The organism is Spirosoma sp. 48-14, assembly GCF_001898575.1.
Lineage (GTDB): Bacteria > Bacteroidota > Bacteroidia > Cytophagales > Spirosomataceae > Spirosoma.
In genome coordinates, this window is sequence record NZ_MKUD01000058.1 from 201736 (window position 1) to 218413 (window position 16678).

The following is a 16678-nucleotide window of genomic DNA, read 5'->3' on the forward strand; positions in this document are numbered from 1 at the left end:
CAAACGATTTCCTGAAATTCGTCGGCCAGTCCGATCTTGCCGTGGATTCGGCAGTGTGGTGGATTCACGCAGTGACATTTTCAATCCAACCGTTGTTTAGATTAAAAAACCGAGCATACACTACCAATGGAAGCACTCCTGGAAGAAGTTCAACGAGTCGGGTACGTCAATAAGCCCGTTGCTGAAGATATAGATTTAGTAGCTGAAATCAATCGGCTAAAAAAAGAGAAGAATGCCGTCATTCTCGCCCACTACTACGTTGATGGCGCTATCCAGGATTTAGCCGATTACATTGGTGATAGCCTGGGCCTAAGCCAACAGGCCGCGGCCACTCCTGCCGACATGATTGTGTTCTGTGGAGTCCATTTCATGGGCGAAACGGCGAAGATTCTTTCTCCCCAAAAGAAAGTCGTCATTCCCGACCTCAATGCCGGTTGTTCGCTGGCCGATTCGGCCCCAGCCGACAAGTTTGCCGCCTTCAAAGCGCAATATCCCGACCATATCGTTTTATCGTACATCAACTGCTCAGCCGACATCAAGGCCTTATCCGACATTATCGTTACGTCCTCGAACGCGCTGAAAATTGTGGAAAGCCTGCCGAAAGATCAAAAAATCATTTTTGCTCCCGACGCCAATCTGGGCCGCTACATCTCGAAAAAAACGGGCCGTGATATGGTACTTTGGGACGGTGCCTGCATTGTTCATATTGATATTTCTCTTGAAAAACTTCATAGACTACGGACTGAGTACCCCGACGCTAAGTTTATCGCCCACCCCGAATGCCAGGAGCATATTCTGAGCGAAGCCGATTACGTGGGTTCTACCACAGCGCTGTTGAAATACGTAGTCGATAGTCCAGAGCAGACCTTCATTGTCGGTACAGAAGCGGGTATTCTGCACAAGATGAAACAGGCCGTACCGCATAAGAAAATTATTCCGGCACCAGCCAGTCAGAACAACACCTGCGCCTGTTCCGAATGCCCCTACATGAAGATGAATACACTCGAAAAAGTGTACAATTGCATGCTCTATGAACAACCTGAGATCATTGTCCCAGAAGATGTGCGGCTGAAGGCTTACGAATCCGTAGCACGGATGCTGGAACTGAGCAAGTAAAATAGACGACAGATACTTGAAAACCGAAAAACTATGAACTGGCGAGATTACATTACTTCAGACCCAACCATTATGTTTGGTAAGCCTGTTATAAAAGGTACGCGCGTTCCAGTGGATTTAGTTCTGGAGAAACTAGGTAACGGAGAAACAATACCTCAGTTATTGGCATCATACCCACGTGTTCGTGAAGAAGCATTTTACGCCTGTCTGTTATTCGCATCAGAAACAGTAAAAAACGAAGTCGTCTATGCCCAAGCGGGATGACTATTTCTTTGTAGCCGATGAAAATTTCGACTTTGCTGTCGTTAAACAACTCCGGGAAAGCGGGTTTTCAGTCGTTGCGATAGCTGAGTCATTTTCTAGTATACCTGACACTCAGGTACTGCAAATTGCGGTAGACAGAAAGGCTATCCTGCTTACAGAAGACAAAGACTTTGGTGAACTCGTCCACCGGCTTCGCATGAACCATTGTGGTATTTTACTGGTCAGGCTTTTAAAAATGAATAGCAGCGAAAAGTCTAAACGGGTTATGGACGTCATCATAAAACAGGGAAATGAACTTATCAACAGCTTCTCTGTACTTAGTAATGAACAGCTACGAATAAGACCCGCCAAATAAAAAATCAATGCCCCATCAATTTGATTTTCTGGTTATCGGCTCCGGTATTGCGGGCCTGAGTTATGCCACCAAGCTGGCAATGCATTTTGAAAAAGTAGAACAGCCCGTTCGTATCGGTGTCATCACCAAGGTACAGGCTGAAGAAACAAATACGAAGTATGCTCAGGGCGGCATTGCGGCCGTATGGTCGGAAGATGACTCGTTCGAGAAACATATTGAAGACACAATGGTAGCCGGTGATTTTCTGAGCGACCGCCACATTGTCGAGATTGTCGTACGCGAAGCACCCGGACGTATTCAGGAGCTGATCGACTATGGTACACGTTTCGACAAAGAGCATGGCGGTACCGACTACGACCTTGCCAAAGAAGGCGGCCATTCCGATTACCGGATTCTTCACTTCAAAGACATTACGGGTGCAGAAATTGAGCGGGCGCTACTCGAAAAAGCGGCCTCATTGAAATCCATTGAGATCTTCACGCATTTCTACGCCGTCGAACTCATTACACGCCATCAACTGGGCGAAACGGTTCACCGCTACGACACCGACAACAAATGCTTTGGTGCTTATGTACTGAACACCCAAACGGGCAAAGTCGAGCGGTTTCTGGCTAAAACTACCTTACTGGCAACGGGTGGCATTGGCAACATTTACCAAAGTACCACCAATCCTAACATTGCCACAGGCGACGGGATTGCGATGGCTTACCGGGCCAAAGGCATTTGCAAAGACATGGAGTTTATCCAGTTCCACCCAACGGCTCTGTATGAACCCGGCAAAAAACCGAACTTCCTGATTTCGGAAGCCGTACGGGGTTTTGGTGGAGTTCTCCGCAACAAGAAGGGCGAAACGTTCATGGAAAACTACGACCCTCGTCTATCGCTGGCACCGCGCGATATTGTGGCCCGGGCTATTGACTCCGAAATGAAAAAAGCAGGGGATTCACACGTTTATCTGGATGTGACCCATTGCGACTATGAGAAGTTTATTGAGCATTTCCCAACCATCACCGCCTATTGCCGTGATCGCCTGGGCCTCGATTTACGAAAAGATTACATTCCCGTTGTTCCGGCCCAGCATTACCTGTGTGGCGGTATTCGTGTGAACGAATGGGGCCAAACCAACATACAATTCCTGTACGCAGTCGGTGAATGCTCCTGTACCGGCCTTCATGGCGCTAATCGTCTGGCCTCCAATTCATTGCTGGAGGCAGTTGTCTTTGGGCACCGTGCCTACGAAAAAACGGTCGAGATGCTTAGTCAGGCCGTTACACCGAATACGATTCCTGAATGGAACGACGCGGGTACGACTCATCCCGAAGAACTGGTTCTGGTCACCGAAATGAAAAAAGAGCTGGAATCCATTATGTCGAACTATGTAGGTATTGTTCGCTCAAACCGCCGATTAAAACGGGCTATGGATCGCCTGGAGCTAATCTATCTCGAACACGAAGAGCTATACCGTCAATCGAAAGTGTCGGTTCCGATTTGTGAGCTTCGAAATATGATTGAGGTGGCTTATCTCGTAATTAAAATGGCGATGGCTCGTCGCGAAAATACCGGACTACATTTTAATCTGGACAACGTAAAAGCGGAATAAGAATTGCCTTATAGCGTTTAGGCTTAAGCAGAACTCTGGTTTGGTTTATTATTGTTCTGATCTGAAATAAGTACCTTTGAATAACTCGATAAGTCATATGGAATTAGCACATGATCCAACCAGCCGTCCAAAAGGTGGGGCCGCCTTATTCCGCTGGATTCTGGAACAACGAAAGTTGGAAGAAAGCAAACCCCACGAGCTGACGGAAAGTCAAAAAGCGGCTATCGCTGAACTGAAGAAACGGAATGCAGAACGAGGAACAACAGTCATTAAAGCATGACTTTACGTTTGGCGGTGGTCCTTCAAATTCATATTACTTCGCTAATGGGTTAGGCATACTTTATGAAGTGATGTTTAAGCCATCGGGTTATTTATTTCCCAATGACCCCGCATTCAATAATGATGTATATGAATTTGTTATTCGTATCGAGGAAAATATAGTTGGTATCAATCCCCCGCCAGATCCGCTTTTACCGCCAACTATCGCTGCTATTTTTCGCAATTTTTTCAAACGGGAAGGCGCTGTTATCGTTTACATCTGCGACTCTGCCGATGGTCGACAGGCTGTCCGCTTCCGAAAATTCAATTCCTGGTACAGTTATTTTGAGAGTAAGGGTTCTCCCTTGATGAAAATAGATCTTGAATTTGATGATAATGGCCACCCTGTTTATACATCATTACTATTACTGGCAAACCACCCTCTGTTTCCGCAAATTATTGCTGCATATCAGAAGTTAGTTCTATGGGCAGACAACGATACTAAATAATCGTAACTTCCTCTGCCGAATTTCCCACATTCATGGACCAGCAAGCCATCATCGACTTCATCAAGCAAAGTGAAAGCCCTAAAATCAAGTATGCCTTTACAGACATCGACGGCGTACTTCGGGGCAAAATTATTCATCGACAAAAATTTCTGGATGGCCTGAACGATGGCTTCGGCTTTTGTGATGTAGTCTGGGGTTGGGATTCGTCCGATACGCCTTACGATAATGGCCGCACTACAGGCTGGCATTCGGGCTACCCCGATGCGCCTGTCCGAATTGATGTATCGACATTTCGGCAACTCCCCTGGCAAGATAATATTCCATTTTTCCTGGCCGATTTCAGTTCTAAAGCTGGGCAGGAACCCAACGCATATGCCTTAGCTTCCTGCCCTCGCAGCCTATTAAAACGAATCGCTGACCAATGCCATCAAATGGGTTTCCATGCCCGATTTGCGCAGGAGTTCGAATGGTTCAATTTTCGCGAAACCCCCCGCAGCCTACAGGAAAAATCGTTCCTGAATCTGGAGCCACTTACGCCCGGTATGTTTGGTTACTCCATCCTGCGTCCTTCGCTCGAAAGTGCTTTTTATCATGACCTGTTCGACTTATTAGCCCGTTTCGACATTCCGCTGGAAGGACTCCACACCGAAACCGGGCCTGGTGTTTATGAAGCGGCTATTATGCACGACGAGGTTGTTCGGGCTGCCGATAAAGCCGTTCTGTTTAAAACGGCGGTCAAAGAAATTGCCTATCGACATGGTATTATAGCTACTTTCATGGCAAAGTGGAACGCCGATCTGCCGGGTTGTAGTGGACACATTCACCAAAGCCTTTGGAGTCTGGATCAGAGCCGAAACTTATTTTTTGATGCCAGCCAGCCGAATCAGATGAGTGAATTGATGCAGCAGTTCATGGCTGGTCAATTGTATTGTTTGCCCCATATTACCCCCATGTTTGCGCCAACCATCAATAGCTACAAACGGCTGGTTGAGGGTGCCTGGGCACCAACGACCATTACCTGGTCGGTAGATAACCGAACAACGGCGCTTCGGGTATTAAACCACAAGGAAGCTTACACACGCGTAGAGCATCGGGTTTCGGGGTCGGATACCAATCCGTATCTGGCCATTGCGGCTTCGCTGGCTTCTGGTTTGTATGGTATTCGGCATAAGTTAACGCTCGATATTCCCGCTTCGGCTGGAAATGGCTACGCGGATAAACGAAATGGTATTCTGCCGACAAATCTGGACGAAGCAACCCAGGCAATGGCCCACTCCCCCGTTGCGGCTGAACTGTTTGGAGCTGAATTTGTTGACCACTTTACACGCACCCGAAACTGGGAATGGCGACAATATCTTCGCCAGGTCAGCGATTGGGAGTTGAAGCGGTATTTTGAAATAATTTAACCTGTAGAGACGCCATACTTGGCGTCTCCTTTGCGTCAGCCTGAGCCGTCTGGAGTTAAGCCATCCGGTCAGGAGACGCCAAGTATGGCGTCTCTACAACCATTACAATGCGTCTCGTAGATTATCATTCTATTATAAAAAAAGCCTGGGCTGATTTCGACCCATCGGTGCAGATTCATACCATTGAGGACATCAGTGCCCGGGTTTCGACTAACCACGTTTTTCGGGTACGGTTTGAAGATGGTGGCCATATTATTGCCAAACTATCTTATTTCGGTAGGCACGAACACTTTCTGGAAGATCACCGGATCATTCACGCACTGGCCAATAACTTACTCTACCCGTTCGAAAATGTGCTGGCTAAATCACTGGTGCGCGATGGTCAGGTTTATACGTATCGGTACAAGAACGGCTATATTGATGCCTGGGTTGTGTTTTACAATCCCATTCGCATTCAACAAAAGCTTCCCCGACGGCTGGAAGAGCATCAAATTCAGATGCTGGGCCGCCAAATTGCCAAATTTCACAAGGCCTGTTCACGAGTCAGCCCGGTTTTGCCCAAGTCCAGCAAAACGCTTCGCTCCGATATCTGGGATTTACTGGACGTACTAGATACCGAAGCTGGCCAGTTTGAGCATCGAATGCACGTAGAAGAACTAAAACGGCAGTGCAATCTTTTTCTGGAAAATCGTCAGAAGCTCGTAGCCGGTATTGTTGAGACCATGCCCGTATTTGTGGACTGGAACATTGGTAATTTTTCGGTAACACGTAATTTTGAGTTGTATTCCCGATGGGATTACGACTGGTTCAGAGTGAGTTATCGGGTTATGGACTTTTATTTTTTCAGCCGGGTTGCTTCCAATGTTGGTGACCGAACTGTATTTAGCTACGTCATAGGTCCATTGATGGAAGAGCGGTTTCTATTATTTTTGAAGGAGTATCATGCCGTGTATCCGCTGACGGAGAACGAAATTCGTTTCCTGCCCGAAGCCTATCGATTCTTTATACTCAACTACGTCATAAAATACGGTCGCTACTTCTTCCATCGAACGTATGCCACCAAATTACAGCGTGAAGCATATCAGACCTATTTCCCATCCATTGAAACCTTCGATGCGGAAAAAATTCTGAAAGCGCTGGGCATTTAAGTCATTTAGTTGTCATTGATGGTCATTTATTGGATGCACAACGAATGACAAACAATGACCATCAATGACAACTAAATGACTATCGTTCTCTAACGCGCAATGCCTGCTCTGACCGACCTTTCAACCCTGATTGAATCGATCCAGCAAGGAGACGAAACGGCTTTCCGACAACTGTACGAACTGACTAAAAGCCGTATATTTAATACCGCCCTCAGTTACGTTCGTTCCCGAGAAGATGCTGAAGAGATCACGCAGGACGTTTTCGTCGATGTTTTCCGCTCGGCAAGCCAGTTTAAAGGAGATGCAGCGGTTACAACCTGGCTTTATCGAATAACGATCAACAAGTCGCTCGATTTTCAGAAGCGAAAAAAGCGACAGAAGCGGTTTGCCTTTCTGACTAGTTTATTCGATAACACTACGGGCGAAGTCATCCACCACCCTACCGACTTTTTTCATCCAGGTGTTGCACTGGAAAATCAGGAAAATGCGTCCCGGCTATTCCAGGCCATCGACCAATTACCCGACAAACAAAAAACGGCGTATATCCTAACTCGAATTGAGGGGTTAACGAATATTGAAGCAGCTAACGTTATGACTGTAACCGTTGGAGCCGTTGAATCACTACTCCAGCGAGCCAATGAAAACTTGCGGAAACGATTGGCCAGCTGGTATTTGCCGGACCGGTGAAGCATTTTCAGACATCCGTGCCGTAATTTACCTTACAACTCTACTATTTTTACCCAATAGCCGTAGGAATCAAAACGATTTATCGTCTGTCTTCGTATGAAACCAGAAAAAGATAAATGGATAAATAGTGTACTGAACAGCCTGGAAGGTATGCAGCGGGCCGAGCCTAGTCCGTTTTTGTTCGCTAAAATTCAACATCAGCTGGCGACCAGAAATAGCCCCGTATACATACCTGCCCGAACAGTGTGGCTCACGGTAGCTTCCTTCGCCTTACTTTTACTACTTAACTGGCGAATCATTGACAACAGTTCGACGCCAAAAACAAACGATACATCCGATCTTAATACTGTTGTATCAGGCATGCAATTGTATCCGTCTACCAATCAACCATATGATTTATGGAGCGGACAAAACTACTAACCTTCTCCGTTATTGCTCTACTTCTACTCAACCTGCTGACTATTGGCTTTGTCGTGATTAAATCAGGCCAATTTTCTCAGTCAGAGCAACCTCGAGGTCCATTTCCCCGACGGGAAGAGCCAGCACGTATTATTATTGAGCGACTCCATTTCGACGAAGCACAGCAGAAGCAATATCGGGAAATGATCAGGCAGCATCAGCAGCAAACCCAGCAGTTGAACGATAAGTCCGTTCAGTTATTCCAGGCCTATTACGACTTATTGACCACACCGCAGCCCGATTCGGCAAAGCAGCAAGCGTTATCTCAACAAATCGCCGACAACCAGCGGCATCTGGCAGAACTCAATTTCGCCCATTTTAAGCAAATCAAAGCCTTATGTCGGCCCGACCAGCAAGCAGACTTTATCCAGTTGGTCGACGAACTTGCCCGGCTTTTTGGTCGGCAGCAACGCCCGCCAAGAGGCCCTGGCCATGAGCCACCGGGCGGGCGCCCCGACGAGCCACCCAAAAATTTTCCACCCCGACCGTAGGAATGTGCAAAGCATATCGTCTAAGCGGGTAATTAACGACTAATTACCATGAACAGAACCAACGCATTCACTACCCTGATCCTATCTTTTGGTATCCTGACATTCATTAGCTGTAACAAGAGCGACGACTCTGTCAACCCAACCACCTCAGGTTCTACGTCGGGAACCAGCAGTACCACAACAGCCACGGGCAGTACAACTACGTCGGTAGGCACGGGTGTACCTGATGTATTCAAAAAGATTTATGGTGCCACCAGCATTACAACCGATGGCACTTATGTCTATATAAAAACCTCAGGTGCACCCGATCACAAGAGTATTTATTACGCTGCGTCAAACAGCCTGTACGAAAACTTTACCGGGACTACCTTCGGTGGGAACAAGTTTTCTAAAAATCCTAACTCCATTGCCGTTCAGAATTACACGTTTAAAATTCCGCTGAACCCCAAAGTAGCTTCTTCTCATTCAGCGACCAATCTGGGGCCTATCGGAGTATCGCTGAATGGAGTGGCCTTTTTCAACCAATATGCAGGCCCTAACCAGCCTCTGACGAATGAAGTTGTCTCGTTTGACCAATGGTGGGGGCATCCTTCGCCAAGCAGTGAATACCATTACCACGTAGAGCCTCTATACCTGACTACCGTTAAAGGGACTAAATCGTCACTATTAGGCTTTTTACTGGATGGTTTTCCGGTTTACGGGCCAGAAGAAAATGGAGCGACGGTAGCGGCTTCCTCCTTAGATGCCTACCATGGCCATACACACGCCACGGCCGATTACCCGAATGGTATCTACCACTATCATATTACGTCAAGCGATCCTTACATCAACGGCAGTGGCTATTATGGTACGCCCGGAACGGCTTCTAAATAAGTGGATGGGATTAACCTTCATCATGCTGGCATCTTGTTCGGGTCCTGTAACGTCCGACAAGTTGCCAGCCTTTGAAGCAACCACTGTACATGTGCACTGGCAGAACGGGCTGGCTGTTGATAATGACCAGCCATTTACGGGTGTGGTTTATACGCTCGCGGAGAATAAAAAAGACACTGTTGAGATCGTTGGTTTTCGGGATGGGAAAGAACAGGGCGAATGGAAGCGTTTCTACGAGAATGGCAAACTAGCCGAAAAGCGATTTTTCGAGAATGGCCAGAAAGTAGGTGATTTAACCGCCTGGTGGCCAGATGGTACTCTGAAAATGGCTTATCATTTTGACGATGGCGAATATAACGGCGTTTGTCGGGAATGGGGTCCTACGGGACTATTACTCAAAGAAATGACCTACAAAAATGGCTACGAGGATGGCCAGCAAAAGCAATTTTACGACAACGGAAAAGTAAAAGCGAACTACATCATCATAGCTGGCCGACGATATGGTTTGCTCGGCACAAAAAACTGCGTCAATGCGACAGATAGTCTTTTTAAGCAGTAGTCTTTGGGGGCTTCTTATAGGCTGCCTCAGTTGTTCTCATCAGCCTACCGAAACCAGACTACCTTACTACAACGCGCCCGACTTCAGCCCAATCTTCCTTGATTCCCAGCAAGATGTAGCTAAGAAAGTGCCACATATGATTGGTACCTTTTCGTTTACCGATCAAAACGGAGCCGCGATTACCCAGAAAACTATTGAAGGCAACATTCATGTAGCCGACTTTTTTTTCACATCCTGCGGAGCCATATGCCCCAAAATGACCAAGCACATGCAGTTGGTCGAAAAGGCTTTCCCCGATGATGACAATCTAGTTTTGTTGTCTTACAGCGTTACCCCCTGGATTGACAGCGTAGCCCGGCTGAAAACCTATTGCCGGACGAATGGTATCCAGGCGAAAAACTGGCATTTCCTAACCGGCAACAAATCGGAAATTTATCAGCTTGCCCGACAGTCGTATTTCGCCGAAGAAGAACTAGGCTTTAGTAAAGACAGTACGAATTTTCTGCATACCGAACATTTCTTACTGGTCGATAAGCACAAACGCATTCGGGGTATTTACAATGGCACGCTTGAGCTTGAAATGCAGCAACTTATAGCCGACATTAGGACGTTGAAAAAAGAAACAGATTGAAAATTCGGCTTACGGTGTACTATTTAGTATTCACCAATTATACCGTTTGCTGACAGAATTGCTGCTATGGCTACCCGATTGAACACTCATTCTTGAAACCTTCCTGCCGCTGACGAAGTCAACAACACGATAAATGCAAGCAGCACCGATGAAATAAGTCCACCAATGATATGCGTTTGGATTAAACCTTTGACGCTGAAAAAGTCACGAAATTTTTGTAGACTTTCGGTCCCATCATCATCAAAAACTACATTCTGTTCTGTTTCAATCTCCATCATTTTTTGTTGACTTGCCTCCAGATTCTTAACTGCAATTCTATTTTTGTAATCTGTGTCAATGTAATGATGTAAACCTATATCGAAACCCGTTAACAGAATACCACCCAGAATTACCACGCCAAGTACAGCTAGGACGGTTTTTTCTACAGAAAGCAGAATAGGTTTGGCAAAACGATGAAAGCCGACGACTACACCTCCCCACGAAAGTAGCACACTTAAAAGATTGAAATTGGGTAAAGCTGTATGCGTCTGCTCGGCTATATAAGCGACCGTTTCCAAAACAATAAGAATCACCGCATACAGCATGGCCAGAAGTAGCACCATCGAAACAAAACGAGACGGCATACAAGAGTTAGTTTAGTAGAAAATTTACCAACTTGTTAGGTCTCCAACGACCATATAGCCAGACAGCCAAAGCTACCAACAACACGTAAACTCCGGCAGTAACATATTGAGCCTGAAGCTCAGGCTGATAAGAAATTAGCCCATTAGCTGAGGCATAACCGATGGCAAGCCGCAACGCAGCAAATGGATTTGGAAAATGATGGCTAAACCCAGTTAGAATTTGCAACACTAGCAAGACAAGTACGGCAATGGTGGGTGTTCGGATGAGGGAAGATAGTAGGAAAAAGGTTAGCCACATTGGAACTGTCAATAACATTAAATGAGCCGAAATAGCCATAAGCTTTCCGAAAAACTGACTCATTGTCAAATTATCAATAACATCTGTCGCATACCCGTACAAAACAAAACCAGCCACTAACAAACTAATCAATAAGACCAACAGACAAAGTAGCCAGGCAGTCAAAAACTTAGCTACGTACCATCGATCTGCTCGAATTGGTAAGCGATACAGCCATGAAACCGTCTGATTTTGCCGTTCGCTATATAGAATTACAAAGAAAACAAGGGAGAAAATAGGGAGTGAAATGAGTTGAATAGGTAAGAAAAAGCCCAAAAAGTACCCGTCGAAGCTGACGGAGCGCTTACCAGCCATTGATCCCTGTCCAAGAAGCCATGCCCAACCTACCAGTGTCCAGCCGCCAATCAGTAGTATCCAAACTACCTGCGGCTGTCGGATTAGCTTCATCCATTCATTTTTGAAATAAACGCGCCAGCTATTCATGCGGTGTATTGTTTATACAATAGCCTACTTAATACCACCGTCCAGCCGATTGACACCAACATATCTATCAAATCGAAAGGAGCCGCGTTGACCGGCGAAAACCAAAATAGGTGCGAATAAGGTAAGGCAGGTACAGCCATCAGGGCAAGGGTGGCCAACATACTTAGGACCAGTACCGCCAGAGGTTTACCAAAGAAACAGGTTGTGATAAGCGCAGCCAGTAAGGAAACGGGTAGCATAAGCAAAGCCCTCAGCCCATAATGCCAACCTAATTCAACAATGCCTAATCGTTCCTGTGCATTCATGTATGATAAGAATGGTTGTTGCAGTAACACCAATAGCGCAGCCATAAAGCTACTACTCATCAATAAAAAGCTCATGCTGTATAAAAGCTTGGCAACCATAACTTTCAAACCCGATACCGGCAACAATCGGGTGAGTTGAATTAAGGATTCAGCCGTTTCTGTGTCAAAGACGGCCACTGTAGCCAGACAAGCCAATAAAAATTGTAGGAATGATAAAGTAAGGTTTACTTGGTCATAAAAGAAAAAGGCAAATGTGCGTTCTGGATGAGTTTCCGCCCAAAACGTATATACCCGCAAAGCTGTCTCACAAAATCGTTGAATCATAAAACCGCTCACTACGAAAGCAAGTGCACCAGCCCAAAGTAGGTGTAAGTGGCGATGAAGTTTCAGCCATTCATTTTGCAGAACCGGAAGCATCAGGCATATTCATCATATAGGTTGGTCACTGAACGCCCACTTACTCTAACTTCATCCTTCGTCTGGTCGGCAACCAATCGGCCTGCTTTTAGAAGAAGAATACGGCTGTAGAACGCTTCCACATCGGGCAATGAGTGGCTCGTTAGTACAACAGTTGTCCCGTATTCGCGCTGTAATTCGGCGAGTAGTCGTAGAATGAACCGTGTGTTGTCTCGGTCAACGGCAGTAAACGGTTCATCAAGAAGTAATAACATGGGTTTGTTGATAAACGCCAATGCCAGCAGTAGCCGTTGCTTCATGCCCGCCGAAAGCTGATTAGCCGGTCGTTGCTGAACGTCGTACAAGTCAAATTGATGCAGTATTTCGTTCACCGAAAAACGGGTTACTCCATAGTAACGTTGTGTAAGACGAAGATTCTCAAAGGCTGATAGATAATTGTAAAACGAATTAGAATAAATCGCAGCCCCTATCTCCGGTAATACCCGTTGACGTTCGGGCTGATGCATATTACAGCCTTGTATTACCGATTGACCTGTTGCTACAGGTTCAGCACCTAGAACGGCTCGCAATAGGGTCGTTTTACCGGCTCCGTTGCGCCCCAATACACAAACGGCTTCGCCGGGTTTGACCTCAAAGCTTACCTCTGATACAATATCGTTCTCCCCTTTACGGACAGTTAGGGTATCCACTATTAGCATACATAAATTTTCTATAAAAGAACTATTCTAGTCTCCAGAAAAGCTGAACATGCTCATCTGGAGACTAGCTATTTTAGTTATAATAACGCGGTAAACGACGTGTCGACTATTTTAACTATCCAATACCGAGCCACCAAGTATTGCTTTCAGGATTATTACAAGTAGTCCAATAGATTATGAGACCAGATGGATACCGTGCACCATGCACCTTACATACTGCCTGAGAGAACCCTAATAGAGGCAAGCTAACCAGCAATCCAGACACCAGCAATCGCTTGAAAAAAGTTGTTTTCATAGATGTAATTTTTCATCGTCTCCCAACCCCCCACTTGCTCATCTGTCCCGGGCCAATGGGCGTGCAACGATTGGTTGAGGCAAAAATCTAATAGGCTTAAATTTCTTCCAATTCCATTTTAGAATAATCTTATAACTTTTAGGAATTATTCCTATCTAACAAAAAGTGCATTTGCAAACTTTTAAGCAGATTTAGGTGACAAGATAGGGCGTAATCCGTCTATGACGGATTACGCCCTATCTTGTCACTATTTTATGATCGACCTAAAAATTCGCATCCGTAAACTTCGTGAGTTTGCACAGTATACGCAGGAAGCCATTGCGTATGAACTAGGCATAACCCAGTCGGCCTATCACAAACTCGAAAATGGAAATACCCGATTGGATATAGACCGCATTCAGCAATTGGCTACTTTCTATGGAATTACCATTACCGACCTCATGCAGAAAGACCTAACTGAGCTATATGCATACCTATTAACAAACTCAAGTTTTAAAGATAGATTGGCAAAAAGAGAATAAGATATGGCAAATCATAGCTTTCATAGCCTTATATTCGTTGCCATATGCAACTAATTGATTTCAAAACCGTAGCAACTAACTACAAAGTCATTTTCTTCGATGCGTTCGGCGTTTTGAAAAACTCAGAAGGGATTTTACCTGGCATTGAAAAGACCTTCGACTGGCTTCGGGAAAATGGTAAAGATTTTTATGTTCTGACCAACGACGCGTCGCGAGGGCCTCACGAACTGGCCGAATCCTACTATCGGCAAGGATTCTACGCCATTACTCCCGAACGTATTATCTCGTCGGGGATGCTTGCCCGCGAGTACCTCGATCTGAAAGTGCATAATGGAACCGTAGCCTACCTCGGTACCGAAAAGTCGGCCCATTATCTGCAAACAACGGGGTTAACGACGCTTCCTATCAGCCATCTTGATTTGAAGGAAATCGACGATATTAATGCCCTTGTCCTGCTCGACGATGAAGGTTTTGACTGGAATACCGACTTGACTAAAACCGTTAATCTGCTCCGAAAGCGAAATATTCCCGTTATTGTAGCCAATACGGATGCAACTTATCCTGTTTCAAAAAACCGTATTTCAATAGCCATTGGCGCGGTAGCCAAAATGATTGAAGGTATTGTTGGTAAGCAATTCATTCGATTCGGCAAGCCCGACGCGCAACTGTTCATGTTCGCCTATGAGCGGCTCGACAATGCAGCCAATATTAGTAAACGAGATATTCTGATGGTCGGCGACACTTTGAAAACGGATATTCTGGGGGGTAATAAATTTGGACTCGATACGGCTCTGGTCTTAACCGGAAACACCCAGCCACAGGATGTTGAAGTACAGATTAGGAGTACAGGCATTATTCCTACTTACGTCTGTAAATCGGTAGTTATACGGTAAACTTTGCTAGTTTTTGCCGATTTCAGGCTTTTTATGACAGACGGTTCATTGACCATTTTTTCACCAATAACGAACTGTTTATCAAAAACATAGAACAATCAGAGTCGCTATACGAAACGATTTACATCCTAAAAAATTGTTTGATAATACCAAGGTAAATACGTTTCTTTGCGCAGTTTTTTAACTAGAACAGACTACGAAAATGTCGGACATTGCACAAAAAGTTAAGAATATCATTGTTGAGAAACTAGGTGTTGAAGAATCAGAAGTTACGCCGGAAGCAAGCTTCACCAACGATCTTGGTGCCGATTCGCTTGATACGGTTGAGCTGATCATGGAATTTGAAAAAGAGTTCAATCTACCTATCCCAGACGATGAGGCTGAAAAAATCTCTACGGTGGGTTTAGCTATCGAATATCTCGAAAAACACATCGGCAAATAAGTCGTAGCCGAAAGCAATTTAGTTCCTGAAAGCCAGCGCCAACATAAACTAGCTTGGCGTTGTTTTTCTTTTTCATTACGCAGTCTAATCTGTATGACATTCAAGCGAGTAGTAGTGACCGGCCTCGGTGCGTTGACACCCATTGGCAATGATGTAACCACTTATTGGAACAACTTGGCCGCCGGTGTAAGCGGGGCCGGTCCCATTACGAAGTTTGACGCCAGCAAGTTTCGTACGCAATTTGCCTGCGAAGTAAAAGGGCTGGACGTTTCTCAGTATATTCCCCGGCAGGAAGCCCGTAAGATGGATGCATTTACGCATTATGCACTCATCGCTACCGACGAAGCCGTTCGGGATGCCGGATTGAATCTCGATACGCTCGATAAAAATAAAATCGGCGTTATCTGGGGATCAGGTATCGGTGGTCTTAAGTCCTTCGAGGATGAAATGATCGACTACGCCAAAGGCGACGGTACACCCCGTATTAACCCCTTCTTCATTGTCCGCATGATTGCCGACAGTGCATCAGGACAAATTTCGATGCGCTACGGATTCCGGGGAACCAACTATGTAACAGTTTCGGCCTGTGCTTCAACCAATAACGCCATTATTGATGCCTTCAACTACATTCGATTGGGTCGGCTCAATATGTGTGTAGTTGGTGGTTCGGAAGCAGCCGTTACGAAAGCCGGTATTGGTGGTTTCAATGCCAATCGGGCTCTATCGGAACGGAACGACTCTCCTCAAACAGCTTCACGCCCGTACGACAAAGATCGCGACGGATTTGTAATGGGAGAAGGCGCAGGCTCTATCATTCTGGAAGAGTATGAGCACGCTCAGGCTCGGGGCGCTAAAATTTATGGAGAGTTAATAGGTGGTGGTATGTCGTCGGACGCTTACCATATTACCGCTCCGCATCCTGAAGGCTTAGGCGCATTTCTGGCCATGCAGGATGCCTTGAATGATGCTGGTATTGCACCAGAAGAGATTGATTACATCAATACGCACGGTACGTCAACGCCTATTGGCGACCCGCAGGAATTGAAAGCGATCCATCAACTGTTTGGCGAACATTCATTCAAGTTGAATATCAGCTCAACCAAATCTATGACAGGACACCTGCTAGGTGCTGCCGGAGCCGTTGAAGCTATCGCCTGTATTAAAGCATTGGAACACCAAATCGTTCCGCCGACAATTAATCACTTCACCAACGACGATGAAATTGATCCGCGCTTCAATTTGACCTTCAATGTAGCTCAAGCTCGTCCGATGACGACTGTTATGAGCAATGCATTTGGGTTTGGAGGCCACAACGCCATCGTCATTTTCCGTAAACTTAGCTGAGTC

The 16678-nt window shown here is 45.8% G+C and carries 22 protein-coding genes; 17 read left to right on the plus strand and 5 right to left on the minus strand.

Annotation, left to right across the window (positions count from 1 at the left end; translation table 11 throughout):
• Positions 1–126: 126 nt before the first annotated feature.
• The 9 genes from nadA (at position 127) to BGO59_RS25645 (ending at position 7343) form a co-directional block, all read left to right on the plus strand.
• Complete coding sequence (nadA, locus tag BGO59_RS25605; protein WP_080053794.1) at positions 127–1116, plus strand: quinolinate synthase NadA; 990 nt, start codon at positions 127–129, stop codon at positions 1114–1116.
• Positions 1117–1149: 33 nt separating this feature from the next.
• A complete protein-coding gene (locus BGO59_RS25610) occupies positions 1150–1380 on the plus strand; it encodes a DUF433 domain-containing protein (protein WP_293688351.1) in 231 nt (76 codons plus the stop codon).
• The gene (locus BGO59_RS25615) at positions 1364–1735 is read left to right on the plus strand and encodes a DUF5615 family PIN-like protein (RefSeq protein WP_293688353.1); all 372 of its coding nucleotides are present in this window, start codon (positions 1364–1366) and stop codon (positions 1733–1735) included. The genes BGO59_RS25610 and BGO59_RS25615 overlap by 17 nt, the downstream gene beginning before the upstream one ends.
• 7 nt (positions 1736–1742) lie before the next feature.
• Positions 1743–3335: an L-aspartate oxidase gene (gene nadB / locus BGO59_RS25620; RefSeq protein WP_293688355.1), complete on the plus strand. Its 1593-nt coding sequence runs from the start codon at positions 1743–1745 to the stop codon at positions 3333–3335.
• Between the two features lie 97 nt (positions 3336–3432).
• The gene (locus tag BGO59_RS25625; protein ID WP_293688357.1) at positions 3433–3615 is read left to right on the plus strand and encodes a hypothetical protein; all 183 of its coding nucleotides are present in this window, start codon (positions 3433–3435) and stop codon (positions 3613–3615) included.
• Complete coding sequence (locus tag BGO59_RS25630; protein ID WP_293688359.1) at positions 3581–4102, plus strand: DUF6169 family protein; 522 nt, start codon at positions 3581–3583, stop codon at positions 4100–4102. The genes BGO59_RS25625 and BGO59_RS25630 overlap by 35 nt, the downstream gene beginning before the upstream one ends.
• A 32-nt stretch (positions 4103–4134) precedes the next feature.
• Positions 4135–5508, plus strand: coding sequence for a glutamine synthetase family protein (locus tag BGO59_RS25635; RefSeq protein WP_293688361.1), 1374 nt, complete (start codon positions 4135–4137; stop codon positions 5506–5508).
• A gap of 107 nt (positions 5509–5615) precedes the next feature.
• Positions 5616–6656, plus strand: coding sequence for a hypothetical protein (locus tag BGO59_RS25640; protein WP_293688363.1), 1041 nt, complete (start codon positions 5616–5618; stop codon positions 6654–6656).
• Between the two features lie 99 nt (positions 6657–6755).
• On the plus strand, positions 6756–7343 hold the full coding sequence (locus BGO59_RS25645; protein WP_293688364.1) for an RNA polymerase sigma factor: 588 nt from the start codon (positions 6756–6758) through the stop codon (positions 7341–7343).
• Positions 7344–7540: 197 nt separating this feature from the next.
• Here BGO59_RS25645 and BGO59_RS25650 read toward each other — a convergent pair whose 3' ends face one another.
• Positions 7541–7705 (minus strand): hypothetical protein, encoded by a 165-nt coding sequence (locus tag BGO59_RS25650; RefSeq protein ID WP_293688366.1) that lies wholly within the window; start codon positions 7703–7705, stop codon positions 7541–7543.
• Positions 7706–7741: 36 nt separating this feature from the next.
• Between BGO59_RS25650 and BGO59_RS25655 the strand changes: the two genes are divergently transcribed.
• The 4 genes from BGO59_RS25655 to BGO59_RS25670 are packed head-to-tail and all read left to right on the plus strand — an operon-like array spanning position 7742 to position 10356.
• Positions 7742–8293: a periplasmic heavy metal sensor gene (locus BGO59_RS25655; RefSeq protein ID WP_293688368.1), complete on the plus strand. Its 552-nt coding sequence runs from the start codon at positions 7742–7744 to the stop codon at positions 8291–8293.
• Positions 8294–8341: 48 nt separating this feature from the next.
• On the plus strand, positions 8342–9166 hold the full coding sequence (locus tag BGO59_RS25660) for a YHYH protein (protein WP_293688370.1): 825 nt from the start codon (positions 8342–8344) through the stop codon (positions 9164–9166).
• Complete coding sequence (locus tag BGO59_RS25665; protein WP_293688371.1) at positions 9138–9725, plus strand: toxin-antitoxin system YwqK family antitoxin; 588 nt, start codon at positions 9138–9140, stop codon at positions 9723–9725. The genes BGO59_RS25660 and BGO59_RS25665 overlap by 29 nt, the downstream gene beginning before the upstream one ends.
• Entirely contained in the window at positions 9697–10356 is a 660-nt protein-coding gene (locus BGO59_RS25670; RefSeq protein ID WP_293688373.1) for an SCO family protein, read from the plus strand. The genes BGO59_RS25665 and BGO59_RS25670 overlap by 29 nt, the downstream gene beginning before the upstream one ends.
• Before the next feature lie 86 nt (positions 10357–10442).
• Here BGO59_RS25670 and BGO59_RS25675 read toward each other — a convergent pair whose 3' ends face one another.
• The 4 genes from BGO59_RS25675 to BGO59_RS25690 are packed head-to-tail and all read right to left on the minus strand — an operon-like array spanning position 10443 to position 13180.
• A complete protein-coding gene (locus tag BGO59_RS25675) occupies positions 10443–10979 on the minus strand; it encodes a hypothetical protein (RefSeq protein WP_293688375.1) in 537 nt (178 codons plus the stop codon).
• A gap of 7 nt (positions 10980–10986) precedes the next feature.
• On the minus strand, positions 10987–11760 hold the full coding sequence (locus BGO59_RS25680; protein WP_293688376.1) for an ABC transporter permease: 774 nt from the start codon (positions 11758–11760) through the stop codon (positions 10987–10989).
• Positions 11757–12482, minus strand: coding sequence for an ABC transporter permease (locus BGO59_RS25685; protein WP_293688378.1), 726 nt, complete (start codon positions 12480–12482; stop codon positions 11757–11759). Before BGO59_RS25685 ends, BGO59_RS25680 begins: the two co-directional genes overlap by 4 nt.
• Positions 12482–13180, minus strand: coding sequence for an ABC transporter ATP-binding protein (locus tag BGO59_RS25690; protein WP_293688380.1), 699 nt, complete (start codon positions 13178–13180; stop codon positions 12482–12484). The genes BGO59_RS25685 and BGO59_RS25690 overlap by 1 nt, the downstream gene beginning before the upstream one ends.
• Positions 13181–13729: 549 nt before the next feature.
• On the opposite strand from BGO59_RS25690, the gene BGO59_RS25695 reads away from it, so the two are divergent.
• From BGO59_RS25695 to fabF, 4 genes are all read left to right on the plus strand, one after another.
• Complete coding sequence (locus tag BGO59_RS25695; protein ID WP_293688382.1) at positions 13730–13996, plus strand: helix-turn-helix transcriptional regulator; 267 nt, start codon at positions 13730–13732, stop codon at positions 13994–13996.
• A gap of 44 nt (positions 13997–14040) precedes the next feature.
• The gene (locus BGO59_RS25700) at positions 14041–14889 is read left to right on the plus strand and encodes a TIGR01459 family HAD-type hydrolase (protein WP_293688384.1); all 849 of its coding nucleotides are present in this window, start codon (positions 14041–14043) and stop codon (positions 14887–14889) included.
• A 202-nt stretch (positions 14890–15091) separates the two neighbouring features.
• Complete coding sequence (locus BGO59_RS25705) at positions 15092–15331, plus strand: acyl carrier protein (protein WP_018617787.1); 240 nt, start codon at positions 15092–15094, stop codon at positions 15329–15331.
• 93 nt (positions 15332–15424) lie between these two features.
• Positions 15425–16675, plus strand: coding sequence for a beta-ketoacyl-ACP synthase II (gene fabF / locus BGO59_RS25710; protein WP_293688393.1), 1251 nt, complete (start codon positions 15425–15427; stop codon positions 16673–16675).
• The last annotated feature ends 3 nt before the right edge of the window (positions 16676–16678 follow it).